The sequence below is a fragment of the Microbacterium sp. AG1240 genome, assembly GCF_003635115.1.
In the GTDB taxonomy this organism is placed as follows: Bacteria; Actinomycetota; Actinomycetes; order Actinomycetales; family Microbacteriaceae; genus Microbacterium.
In genome coordinates this window covers 738,814-751,158 of record NZ_RBXJ01000001.1, presented here as the reverse complement: position 1 = coordinate 751,158, position 12,345 = coordinate 738,814, and the positions used below count along the sequence as shown (strand labels likewise).

Here is a 12,345-nt window from a genome sequence, read left to right as displayed (position 1 = left end):
AGAGTATGTGACCACGCCGACCGCCCTCGAAGTGAACGCGGCCCCTCTGGGGCTCAGCCGGGTCGTCGTGCCGACGGCCGTCGGTGCGGTCGCCTCCTACGCGGGCCGACGGGCAGGCGGCCCCGCCGTGGTTCTGCTCCACGGGGCTGCAGCCCGGTGGACGACCTGGACGCCGCTGCTGTCGGCATCCGACCGCTCGGCGCACCCGATGACCGACGTGGTGCTCGTCGACCTCCCCGGCTGGGGCGACAGCGGCGTGCGCGCGCCCTCGCTCGAGCACCTCTCCGCCGCGGTCGTCGACGTGATCCGTGCGCACGGATACGACCGGTGGCGCCTCGTCGGACATTCGCTCGGCGGTTTCGTCGCCCTCGACATCGCGGCGAGGCACCCCGACGAGACGCTCGCGGTGGGCCTGGTCTCCGCGACCGGCGGCGGGGTGCTCGACGTGCTGCGTCACCCCCTGCGCGGAGGGCTCCGGCTCCCCGGGTTCGCGGGAATGCTGATCGCCATGCGGGTGCTGCACGCGCTCGGCCGGGCCGCGGGTCCCCTTCTCCTGTTCCTGCGGAACGTCGGGCTTCTCCGCGCCTTCGCCGCCCCGCTGTTCCGCCACCCGAACGAGGTCGATCGTTCCGTGTCCGACGCCCTCGCCGGAGAGATCCGGCCGGTGGCCTTCCTGCGCGCGGCCCGGGCGGCGCGCACCTACGACGACCGCCGCTGGCGACGCATCCGGTGCCCCGTGCGAGCCGTCGCCGGCGAGCACGACGTGTTCTCCGCTGCGTCCGACGACGCGTGGTTCTCCCGACGGATCCGAGACTTCTCCGCGGAGCGTCTGCGCGACGCCGGTCACTACGCGGCCGTCGAACGCCCCGACGAGGTGCTGCGGTGCCTCGCCGGAGTGCTCGCACCCGCGGTCGAGACGCCCGCCCTCAGGGTCGCCGCGAGATCGTGACCGTGCGCGGCGCGTCGGCGTCGAGGTCGGCGCTCGCGCGAGAGAGGTCGCCGCACGCCGTGTCGATGCCGCGTCCGCCGGTCTGACGGACCAGATCGATCTCCCACCACGCGTCGGTGAGGTGCTCGGCCATGCCGCCGCCCCACTCGACCACCACGACGGAGCGGTCGACATCGATGTCGAGGTCGTCGAGTTCCACCGCCGACCCGAGCCGATAGGCGTCGACGTGCACCAGCGGCGGACCGTCGACCAGCGACGGGTGCGTCCGCGCGAGCACGAAGGTCGGGCTCTGCACCGGGCCGCGGATTCCGAGACCGGCACCGATCCCCCGCGTCAGCGTGGTCTTACCCGCCCCCAACGGTCCGTTCAGCACGACGACGTCGCCCGGCGCGAGGGCGGCGCCGATCGCGCGACCGAGCACATCCATGTCGGCCGCGGTCGTGACCTCGCGCGTGCCGAGCAGCTCGGCGGGGACGGTCACGACGACACCTGCACGCGGGGCACGCGCGGACCGATGCGGGTGACGATCTCGTAGTCGATCGTCCCCGCAGCATCCGCCCAGTCCGAGGCGGCGGGGTGACCGAGGGTGGGGTCGCCGAACAGCACGACCTCGTCGCCGACCGCGACCGGAGCGTCACCGACGTCGACGACGAACTGGTCCATCGCGATGCGGCCGGCGACGCGGTACTCGGCGGCGCCGATGCGGACGGGCCCCGATCCCGACGCCTGGCGCGGAACACCGTCGGCGTAGCCGAGCGGCACGAGGGCCAGGGTGGTGTCGGCCTGCGTGCGGTAGTCGTACCCGTACGACACTCCCGTGCCCGCCGGCACCCGGCGCACCGCGGCGACCGCCGAGCGCAGGGTCATCGCCGGACGAAGGCCGAGATCGGCCGACGAGCGGTCGTCGAAGGGCGAGAGTCCGTAGATGCCGATGCCGATGCGCACGCACCCCATGCGCGACTCCGGGAGGGCGATGGCGGCGTGGGTCGCGGCGATGTGGCGCAGCGGCGGGTGCAGTCCCGCTGCCGCCGCCAGCACGACGCCCTCTTGAAATGCGGCCAGCGCGGCGCGGTCGTCTTCGGGAGAGGTGTTCGACAGATGCGAGAAGAGGCCGACGACCGTGAGCTTGCCGATGCGCTCGAGGCGCGCGGCCTCGGCGAAGACGACGCGGTAGTCGGCGGGGGCGATCCCGTTGCGTGACAGGCCGGTCTCGATCTTCAGATGCACCGAGACGGGGCGCGACTCGGATGCGGCCGCCGCGACCTGCAGCAGCTGATCGAGCCCGGAGATGCCGAGTTCGATGTCGGCGGCGATCGCGTCGTCGAAGGTCTCCCCCGGCGCGTGCAGCCAGGCGAGGATGGGTGCGCGGATCCCCGCGCGGCGCAGGGCGAGCGCCTCCGTGACATCGGCGACCCCGATGCGGGTGGCCCCGCCCTGGAGGGCGGCGACCGCGGAGCGGAACGCGCCGTGCCCGTACCCGTCGGCCTTGACGACGGCGATGACCTCGGAATCGGTCAGCCGTCGGAGGTGCCGCACGTTGTCGGCGATCGCCTCGACGTCGATGCGCGCCTCGCGCAGGCGCCCGGCGGGGAGTCGGTTCATGACGCACCCTTCTCTGCTTCTGCCACCACGTAGGCCATCGCGATTCCCGCGTCGTGACTCATCGACAGGTGCACGGCGGTGATGCCGCGCTCCGTGAGGACGGCCGCCGTCGATCCCGAGAGACGGAACAGGGGCCTGCCGGATGCTTCGGAAGCGATCTCGATCTCGCTCCAGTGCACGCCGTCGGAGCCGCCCAGAGCTTTGATGAGGGCCTCCTTCGCGGCATAGCGGGCGGCGAGCGACCGGGGCTTCAGCATCCGCTCATCCGGGGAGAACAACCGCGAGAGCAGCCGAGGGGTGCGCGCGATCGACCGCTCGAACCGTGCGATGTCGACCAGGTCGACGCCGATGCCGACGATCACCGAGTGCTCCTTCTGCGCCCCGCGGGCGATGCCTATTCGACCGTGACGGACTTCGCGAGGTTGCGCGGCTGGTCGACGTCGAGACCCTTCGCCGTCGCCAGACCCATCGCGAAGATGTGCAGCGGCACGACGGCGAGCAGCGGCTCGAACAGGGGACCCGCGAGCGGGATGCGCAGAACCTCGTCGGCCTGCGGGAGCACCGCCGCGTCGCCCTCCTCGGCGATCGCGATGACCCGGGCGCCGCGGGCGCTGATCTCCTCGATGCTCGAGATCACCTTGCGGTGCAGCTCGCCCGAGCCCCGCGGCGACGGGACGATGACGAACACCGGCTGCCCGGCTTCGATGAGGGCGATCGGGCCGTGCTTCAGCTCTCCGGCGGCGAACCCTTCGGCGTGGATGTAGGCGAGCTCCTTCAGCTTGAGCGCACCCTCCATCGCGATGGGGAACCCCACGTGACGACCGAGGAAGAGCACCGAGCGCGTGTCGGCCATCCAGTGGGCGAACTGCTCGATGCGGGGCTGCTCGCGCTCGAGGATCTGCGCGATCTTGCCGGGCACCGACTCGAGCTCGACCACGTGGTCGGCGATCTCGGCGGCCGAGAGCGACCCGCGCAGTCGCGCGACGTGGAGGCCGAAGAGGTAGAGCGCGGTGATCTGCGCGACGAAGGCCTTGGTGGAGGCCACAGCCACCTCGGGGCCGGCGTGGGTGTAGACGACCGCGTCGGATTCGCGCGGGATGGTCGCGCCCTGCGTGTTGCAGATCGACAGGGTCTTCGCGCCGCGCTCGCGGGCGTACTTGACCGCCATCAGGGTGTCCATGGTCTCGCCCGACTGGCTGATCGAGACGACGAGGGTGTCGGGTCCGAGCACCGGATCGCGGTAGCGGAACTCGTGGGCGAGCTCGACGTCGACCGGCACGCGGGTCCACTGCTCGAGCGCGTACTTGCCGACCTGTCCGGCATACGCCGCCGTGCCGCAGGCGATGACGATGACGCGCGAGACGTCGCGGAACAGGTCGTCGAGTCCCTCGAGTTCGGGGATGACGACCGCACCGTCGTGGAGGCGACCGCGCAGCGTGTTGGAGACGGCGTCGGGCTCCTCCGACACCTCCTTGGCCATGAACGACGACCATCCGCCCTTCTCGGCCGCCGAAGCATCCCAGGTCACTTCGAACGGTTCGACCTCGACGGGGGCGCCGTTGAAGTCGGTGACCTCGACGCCCGACGGGGTGATCGCGACGATCTCGTCCTGCCCGATGGCCAGGGCGTGGCGGGTGTGCTCGACGAAGGCGGCGACATCGGAGCCGAGGAAGTTCTCGCCATCGCCCAGACCGATCACCAGCGGCGAGTTGCGGCGAGCGCCGACGACGAGTCCGGGGTGGTCCTGGTGCATCGCGAGGAGGGTGTAGGCGCCCTCCAGCCGGGAGACGACGGCACGGAACGCGGCGACGAGGTCGCCCGTCCTGCGGTACTCGCGACCGATGAGCACGGCTGCGACCTCGGTGTCGGTCTGACTGAGGAAGGTGTAGCCGTCGCTGACCAGTTCGGCCTTCAGCTCGGAGAAGTTCTCGATGATGCCGTTGTGGATGACGGCGAGCTTGTCGTCGTCGGCCAGGTGCGGGTGCGCGTTGGAGTCGGTCGGTCCACCGTGCGTCGCCCACCGGGTGTGCCCGATACCGGTGGTGCCGTCGCTCAGCGGATGCTCGACGAGGTCGTCGCGGAGCACGGCGAGCTTGCCCGCGCGCTTGCGCATGCCGAGGCCGCCATCGGCGTCGATCACGGCGACACCCGCCGAGTCGTATCCGCGGTATTCCAGTCGGGCGAGGCCCGCGAGAAGGATGCTCTGACTCTGCCGGGGGCCGACGTATCCGATGATTCCGCACATAGGGATTCATCCTAGGCGCGGCGACCTGTCCGTCGGCTTCGAACGCGCGCCCGCGCGCGGCGACCCGGTGGAGTGACATCGGGGCGCGTTCCTCCGGTCGGGGCGCGCAAGACCCGCCCCGAGGCGAGGAAAGCGCCCCGAACCGGCCCGCCACGGGTCAGAGGGCGCGACCGTCGGGCATCGGCTGGGGCTCGTGGGTGGGGCGCCGTGGGCCTCGGACCGCTCGGGTGCGCCCCCGCGCGGTGCGCCCGCTCCCCCGCCCGGATGCCCCGTCGTCGGCCCATGCGTCGTCGACCACGCGCCTCGCGGCTCGACCGACTCTTCGCGCCCCACCCCACGCGCGCGCCCACGAACGATCACGCACGAGCAGGAGATCCAGCGCGATCATCGTCAGCGAGAAGGGCCAGAGCCCCAGGAGGACGGCGATGCCGAGGTGCATCCCGGTGATGAGCACGAGGGCGACGTAGCGCGTCGGGCGCCACAGGATCAGCACCGGGAACAGCAGTTGCACCCACAGCGCCGTCCAGGTCGCCAGCATCACGCCGGGCGTGAACTGCCACACCAGGTCGCTGAGCCCCGGCAGCACACGGAACTGGTCGATGCTGAGCGCGTAGTAGATCGCCGTCCCCTGAAGCCACTCCTCACCGGCCAGCTTGAGCACGGACGAGACGAGATACACGAGCAGAATCTGATACACGCAGAGGATCAGCACGGTGTTGTGCGCCCAGTTCGACGCCCACGCCGGCACGAGTCGCAGCCACCGCGGACGGGACGTCGGCCCACCTCCCCGGCGGCGACGCAGCCACGCGTCCACCGAGAAGTGCGAGCTGAGGTCGGCGAAGACGGCGAACAGCAGCACGATCCGCATGAGCGTGTCGCCACCGTTCGTCAGCAGCGTGCTGTTCGTCGACAACCCGACCCAGAGCAGGAGCAGCGCCGGAGTGACCCAGCGCGTCTTCCAGCCGACGAGGAACACCAGCACGAGCGCCAGCAGCGCCCCGTAGGCGATGTCGAACAGAAGGATGCTGTCTTTGGAGAAGAGCAGACGCAGCGGCTCCCACCACCCGCGCCGACTCGCCTCGGGCTCGACCCACCACGACCCCGGACCCCACAGGTAGTGCCGGTCGGGAAGGCTGGGCACGAGCACCGCCAGCATCGCCGCCGAGAGCAGGATCCGCATCAGCGAGAAGCTGATCGTGGAGTGCTTTCGTTCGGTGAGCCATCGCGAGAGACCGGTCCACAGCCGCGCGGGACTCCCGATGCGACTCAGACGTGACGAAGGAGCGATCCGATCCTGCGTGCGCGTGGCGGTCATCGTCCGGTGTACCTCTCCACGACGTCGTCGAAGATGGTGAGCACCTCGGGGTCGACCTCGCGACCGGGCTGGCGCCACCCGAAGGTGACGACCGAGGCCTCCGACCGGGGTTCGTCGTCGAACCGGTGCAGGAAATCGTTGGTGCGCTGCGTCTCGATCCTCCAGCGCACGCGTTCCACGTCGTGGTCGAAGTACGCGGAGCCGAAGGCCGCCGCGAAGCGCACCAGCATGTAGTCGTACCGGAGGAACCTCACGACGGCCGAACGGTTGCCGCTCGCCTCTGCCGCGGCGCTCTCGTCGACGACGTCGGCATCGGTGACCGGCTCGAACTCCTCATCGCCGCCGGCGGATCCGGCGGCGTCGATCTCGTCGAGCAGCCGGGAGTCCTGGATCGGTGCGAACTCTCCGCCACCGACCGCCTCGATGAAGGTGTCGCGCACCCTCGTCTTCTGCGGGCTCGACAGCGCGTTGTAGCGCGACATGTAGGCCTGCGCCGCGTTGAACGAGCTCTTCGAGATGCGAGAAGGAAGCGGGATGCCGCGGGCCGCCGCGAATTCGGTATCGGTCACGTCGATCCAGTCGCTGTGGACGAGCTCCCCGTCCTCGCGCCACTGCACCTGCACCTGGAGCTCGCGATTCGACCGCATGATGTTCGGGGCGAACACGTTCCATTGCTGCGAGAAGTACGGGGCGAAGACCTGTCGCACCGAGGCCTGGGCCGCTGTCGGCGGCAGGGTGAAGGAGGCGCTGACGAACACGTACCCGGCGACGACCGCCAGTGTCAGCGCCGTCGCGACCGCCATGACCGGCCCTCCGCGGGGAGGGGCCGCCGCCGGCGACGGAGTGGTTCCGTCACCGGCGGCGTCGGTTGCGACGGTGGGCAAGCCCGCCCGAGGCTTACCCACCGCCCTACCTCTCTTCAGCGGTGTTCCGGCGGCGGATCGTCAGTGCCGCAGCACCGGCGATCAGCATCGCCACTCCGAGCCCTCCCAGTGCGAGACCGTTCAGATCTCCGCCTGTCGCCGGGAGCGTCCCGGGAACGGCCGGTGCCGCCACCACGGTGAACGCGGTGCGCTCACGATCGGTCGGCAGCTCTCCCGACACCGAGCCCTGCACCTCGACGCGGTGTGCGCCGAGTTCGAAGGTGGACCCGACCGGGAAGGTGAATCGCACGTTGCCGGCGGCGTCGGCGACCACGGGGGTCAACGCGAACGGTGTCGAGAGCACGGTGGCCGAGACGGTCTCACCGGGCTGGAACCCGGTTCCGAGAACCACCTGGGTGACACCGGTGCCGCGCACGATCCGCGTCTGCGTCACAGCCGCTTCGGGAACCGTGGTCTGGCCACCGTCCGTCGCGTCCGCGTCGGTACCGTCGGCGTCAGCGTCAGCGTCCGCGTCAGCGTCAGCGTCAGCGTCAGCGTCAGCGTCAGCGTCAGCGTCAGCGTCAGCGTCAGCGTCAGCGTCAGCGTCAGCGTCAGCGTCAGCGTCTACGGCATCCGTGTCGGCGTCAGCGGCATCCGCGTCAGCGTCAGTGTCCGCGTCCATGCCATCAGCGTCGGCGTCGGCGTCCGCATCGGCGTCCATGCCGTCAGCGTCAGCGTCAGCGTCCATGCCATCAGCGTCCGTGTCAGCGTCAGCGTCCATGCCATCAGCGTCCGTGTCAGCGTCCGCGTCCATGCCATCAGCATCTGCGTCAGCGTCCATGCCATCAGCGTCCGCGTCAGCGTCCATGCCATCAGCGTCCGCGTCAGCGTCCATGCCATCAGCGTCCGCGTCAGCGTCCATGCCATCAGCGTCCGCGTCCATGCCATCGGCGTCCGCATCCGTGTCGGCGTCCGCATCCACACCATCGGCATCCACACCGTCAGCATCCACACCATCGGCATCCACACCGTCAGCATCCACACCATCGGCGTCCACACCATCGGCATCCACACCGTCAGCATCCACACCGTCAGCATCCACACCATCGGCATCCACACCGTCAGCATCGATGCCATCGGCGTCCACACCGTCAGCATCCACACCATCGGCGTCCACACCGTCAGCATCCATGCCATCCGCGTCCACACCGTCAGCATCGATGCCATCGGCGTCCACACCGTCAGCATCCACACCGTCAGCATCCACACCGTCAGCATCCACACCGTCGGCATCCATGCCGTCGGCATCGGCGTCGATCGCGTCGACCGCTCCCTCGACGGCCACCGAGAAGTCGACCGAGTCGGTCGAGCCGTCGGCGTCCTGGGTCGCGGTGGCGGTGTAGTCGCCGACCTCCACGTCTTCGAACGTGACCTCCCACGTGCCGTCCTCGAGCACGGTGGCCGTCTCGACGCCCTCGACCCCGTCGAGCTCGACCTCCACCTCGGCGCCGGGCTCGCCGGTTCCCGATACGGTCACCGCGGTGGTGTCGCCCGTGGCCTGGACGGTGATCTCCTCGCCGTCGTCCGGCGAGCCGATCGCGACCGGGGTGATCTCGGCGACGACCGAGAAGTCGACCTCGGCCTCCGAGTCGTCCACGTCCTGCGTGGCGACGGCGGTGTAGTCGCCGACCTCGACATCCTCGAACGTGACCGTCCAGGTGCCGTTCTCGAGCACGACCGCGGTCTCCTCGACATCGGTGCCTTCGAGCACGACGGTGACCGTCGCACCCGGCTGCCCGATTCCGGTGACGACGACGTCCGTCGTGTCATCGACACCGTCGACGGTGAACTCCTCACCGGGGTCGGGTGATGTGATGGCGACGTCGTCCGCGGCCTCGACCGAGACGGTCACCGTCGTCGACGACCCGTCGTCCTGGGTCGCCGTGATGACGTGCTCGCCCTCGGGGACGTTGGGCACGTCGACCGTCCACGAGCCGTCTTCCTCCACCTGGGTGTCCACCGGGTCGAGACCCGGGATCGTCACGGTGACCGTGGAGCCGGGGTTACCCGTTCCTGTCACGGTGATGGTGGTGGTGTCGCCCTCATCCGGAACGAGGATCACGTCGCCGTCATCCGGCTCGGTGATCGTCACGTCGGCCCGGTCGTCGATCTCGAAGGCCACCGTGTCGGTAGACCCGTCGACGTTCTGTGTCGCGGTCACGGTGTACTCGCCGAGGCCGAGTGCCGGCAGTGTCGCCGTCCACTCGCCCTGCTCGTTCACCGTCGTGGTCTGCGTCGGGAAGTCGCCGGTGAGGGTGATGACCGCACCCGGCTGACCGATGCCCGAGACCTCGACGACCGCGGTGTCGGCCGGTCCGTCGACGAGGATCGTCTCACCGTCCACCGGGTCTTCGATCACCACGTCGTCGGCCTCCTCGATCGAGAAGTCCACGCTGTCGGTGGATCCATCGACGTCCTGGGTCGCGACGGCGGTGTGCCCGCCCTGGCCCACGTCGTCGAAGAGGACGCTCCAGTTGCCGTCGCCGTCGACCTCGTCCGTGAGCGTCTCGTCCCCGTCGAGCACGACGGTGACGGTCGCCCCCGGCTGTCCGGTTCCCGAGACGAGCACATCGGCGGTGTCATCCGCGTCGGGCACCACGATCACCTGGCCGGGGGTCGGCGTGGCGATGGCCACGTCGTCTTCGGGCGCGATCTCGAACGACGTCGTGTCGGTCGATCCGTCGCTCTGGGTCGCCGTGGCGGTGTAGTCGCCCACCGGGAGGCCCGGGAAGGTCACCGACCACGTTCCGTCGGCGAGCACCGTCGCCGCTGCGGGAGTCGGCTGACCGGGGATCGTGACGGTGACGGTCTCGCCGGGCTGGCCGGTGCCCGAGACCGTGACGTCGGTGGTGTCGCCCTCGTCGTCCACGAAGATGCTCGAGCCGTCGACCGGCGCGAGGATCGTGACGTCGATGGCCGCGACGACCTCGAACGTGACCGAGTCGGTCGAACCGTCCGCGTCCTGCACGGCGGTCGCGGTGTACTCGGCGACGGGGAGGTCGTCGAAGACCACCTCCCACTCGCCGTCCTGATCGACCTCGGCCGTCTGGGTTCCGATACCGGGGATGGTCACCTCGACCGATGCTCCGGGAGCGCCGATGCCCGACACGGTCACGTCGGTGACGTCACCGGGGCCGTCGACGACGATCTCCGCGCCGTCGACCGGCTGCTGGATCTGCACGTCGACCGCTTCGACGACGGAGAAGTCGACCGTGTCGGTCGAGCCGTCGATCTCCTGCGTGGCGGTGGCCGTGTACACCCCGACCGGAAGGTCTTCGAAGGTCACCGTCCAGGTGCCGTCGGCACCGACGGTGACGGGCTCGCTGTCGCCGTTGCTGAGCTCGACCTCGACGATGGAGTCGACGGCGCCCGTTCCCGAGACGACCACGTCGGTCGTGTCGAGCGGGCCGGCGACGGGGAACTCGTCTCCGTCGACCGGAGCGGTGATGACGACGTCGGGGGCCGCAGCCACCGAGAAGGTGACGGATGCGACGGAACCGTCGACGTCCTGCGTCGCCGTGGCGGTGTACGTGCCGACCGGCAGGTCGGGGAACGTCGCCGTCCAGACACCGTCGACGACGGTGGCGGGCTGCGTCGTCTGGCCGAGGATCGCGACGCTGATGGTCGCGCCTTCCGCTCCCGTGCCCGTGACCGTCACGTCTGTCGTGTCGTCCGCGTCGGGAACGGTGAAGACCTGACCGGGGGTGGGCGCGGTGATGGTGACGTCGGGGTTGGCGTCGATCACGTTGGGGCCGACCGTGGCGTTCGCGAGCTCGACCGTGAGCACGCCGCCGCCGACCGCCGGCAGCACCGTCAGGATCAGCGCGGTGATGGAGTACTCGCCCGCCGCCTCCGACTGGTTGTTCGCCGTCAGGCTGACCACGCCGGGAAGCACGAGGTCGATGACGTTCAGCAGCACGTCGTTCACGGGCGCGAGCGCGGCCGCCGCCACGCCGGTCACGGAGTCGATCAGCGCGTCCAGCGGAGCGGTGAGGACGCCGACCACGGCGCCGATGAGGCCCGGGACGGGTACGGGGAGGCCGAGCAGGGTGATGCCGGCCGTGCTGCCGTCCGCGAGGGCGCCGACCGTCGTGTTGACGGTGAGCGCGTCGAGGGTGCCGAGGAAGCCGAGGTCGATGTCGACTCCGCCGGTGACGGTCAGGTCGCGAATCGCGTCCACCAGGGTCTGCGTGACGTCGTCGAGCGTGCCGTCGATCGCGTCGAGCACCGCCTGCTGGATGTACTCGATCGTGGCTCCGCTGAGGATCTCCTGCCCGACACCCAGGTTGTTCAGATCGACGATCTGCTCGAGGTCGACCGAGATGACGCCGGTCGAGAGGTTGACGACCACTCCGGGGTAGTCGGGGCTCGTGATCGGGCCGGTCAGCAGACTCGAGACGGAACCGGTGAGGCTCGCGGTGTCGACGGTCAGATCCGACGACAGAGCGAACCCTGCGACCCCGTTCACGAGATCGTTGATGGTCGTCTGCAGACCGTTGACCGTCGTCTGCAGCGGCGCTATCGCCGAGTTGACGGTGCCTGCGAGGCCGGAGACGGTGTTGCTCTGGAGCGTGAGCGTCGCATCGGCGATCGTGTAGTCGCGGGTGACGCCGGTCGCGCCGACGAGCTCGGCCTGGGCCGATACGACGCCGACGGAGAGGTCGACGTCGGCGACATCGTTGACGAGCGCAGGCGGCAGCCCCAGCGCACCGGCCGCTGCGGTCAGGTCGAGCGTCAGGGGGCCGGGAGGCGAGCCGGGCACCGGGCCGGCGCCGACGACGCCGTCGGATCCGACGGCGCCCGACGAACCGTATGACGAACCGTCCGAGTCGGCGCTGGCGTACTGCCCGAGCACACCCGCGTCGGCGAAGCTGATCGGGATCTGGATCCCGCCCTCCGCCGTCACGTTCACCACGCCCAGCGCACCGAGGTCGAGCGTGTTGAAGTCGACCACCTCGGGGGGCGTGCCGTCGTTGCTCGCCTGCGCGCCTTCGAGGTTGACGAGCGCGTCGAGATCGATCAGGTCGAGGATCGAGCCGCCGAGGAAGGTGCCGCTGGCGTTGGACGAATCGCCCGGTGCGGCATGCGCCGCGGTGGCTCCGCCGAACACCGCCAGCGCACTGACGCCGACCATGGCGGTCGTCCGAAGCGCGAGGCTCCGAGTGCGCGCGCGAACTTTCTGCCTGATCTTGGGGACGCGTGTGCGATCGAGACTCATGTGTGCTGCTCCCGGCTCCGGTCGTCATCGACGGTCTCCGCGCATCTGTGGGCGAGCGCGCGGCGTTAGCCCCGAACGTAGGTGAACCTGTGA

Annotated in this window: 8 protein-coding genes; 1 reads left to right on the top strand and 7 read right to left on the bottom strand. The window is 70.1% G+C overall.

Going from position 1 to position 12,345, the window contains the following annotated elements; translation table 11 throughout:
- Positions 1-7: 7 nt before the first annotated feature.
- Positions 8-949: an alpha/beta fold hydrolase gene (locus tag DEU34_RS03485; RefSeq protein ID WP_121148835.1), complete on the top strand. Its 942-nt coding sequence runs from the start codon at positions 8-10 to the stop codon at positions 947-949.
- On the opposite strand, the gene tsaE is transcribed toward DEU34_RS03485, so the two are convergent.
- The 7 genes from tsaE to DEU34_RS03450 all read right to left on the bottom strand — a co-directional run bounded on the left by tsaE (position 927) and on the right by DEU34_RS03450 (position 12,168).
- Positions 927-1,430: a tRNA (adenosine(37)-N6)-threonylcarbamoyltransferase complex ATPase subunit type 1 TsaE gene (gene tsaE / locus DEU34_RS03480; RefSeq protein WP_259460012.1), complete on the bottom strand. Its 504-nt coding sequence runs from the start codon at positions 1,428-1,430 to the stop codon at positions 927-929. The two genes, DEU34_RS03485 and tsaE, sit on opposite strands and share 23 nt — an antisense overlap.
- The gene (gene alr / locus DEU34_RS03475) at positions 1,427-2,551 is read right to left on the bottom strand and encodes an alanine racemase (RefSeq protein WP_121148834.1); all 1,125 of its coding nucleotides are present in this window, start codon (positions 2,549-2,551) and stop codon (positions 1,427-1,429) included. The genes tsaE and alr overlap by 4 nt, the downstream gene beginning before the upstream one ends.
- Entirely contained in the window at positions 2,548-2,913 is a 366-nt protein-coding gene (locus DEU34_RS03470) for a holo-ACP synthase (RefSeq protein WP_121148833.1), read from the bottom strand. The genes alr and DEU34_RS03470 overlap by 4 nt, the downstream gene beginning before the upstream one ends.
- Positions 2,914-2,945: 32 nt before the next feature.
- Complete coding sequence (gene glmS / locus DEU34_RS03465) at positions 2,946-4,796, bottom strand: glutamine--fructose-6-phosphate transaminase (isomerizing) (RefSeq protein ID WP_121148832.1); 1,851 nt, start codon at positions 4,794-4,796, stop codon at positions 2,946-2,948.
- A gap of 157 nt (positions 4,797-4,953) precedes the next feature.
- Positions 4,954-6,111, bottom strand: a complete 1,158-nt coding sequence (locus DEU34_RS03460) for an HTTM domain-containing protein (protein WP_121148831.1) — start codon at positions 6,109-6,111, stop codon at positions 4,954-4,956.
- Positions 6,108-6,995, bottom strand: coding sequence for a DUF5819 family protein (locus DEU34_RS03455; protein ID WP_147424002.1), 888 nt, complete (start codon positions 6,993-6,995; stop codon positions 6,108-6,110). Before DEU34_RS03455 ends, DEU34_RS03460 begins: the two co-directional genes overlap by 4 nt.
- 25 nt (positions 6,996-7,020) lie before the next feature.
- Positions 7,021-12,168, bottom strand: a complete 5,148-nt coding sequence (locus DEU34_RS03450) for a choice-of-anchor G family protein (RefSeq protein ID WP_121148829.1) — start codon at positions 12,166-12,168, stop codon at positions 7,021-7,023.
- Positions 12,169-12,345: the final 177 nt, after the last annotated feature.

Excerpts from the sequence above, each read along its gene's own strand:
- alr (WP_121148834.1), bottom strand. The coding sequence starts at position 2,551 with ATGAACCGACTCCCCGCCGGGCGCCTGCGCGAGGCGCGCATCGACGTC.
- glmS (WP_121148832.1), bottom strand. The coding sequence starts at position 4,796 with ATGTGCGGAATCATCGGATACGTCGGCCCCCGGCAGAGTCAGAGCATC.
- DEU34_RS03460 (WP_121148831.1), bottom strand. The coding sequence starts at position 6,111 with ATGACCGCCACGCGCACGCAGGATCGGATCGCTCCTTCGTCACGTCTG.
- DEU34_RS03450 (WP_121148829.1), bottom strand. The coding sequence starts at position 12,168 with ATGGTCGGCGTCAGTGCGCTGGCGGTGTTCGGCGGAGCCACCGCGGCG.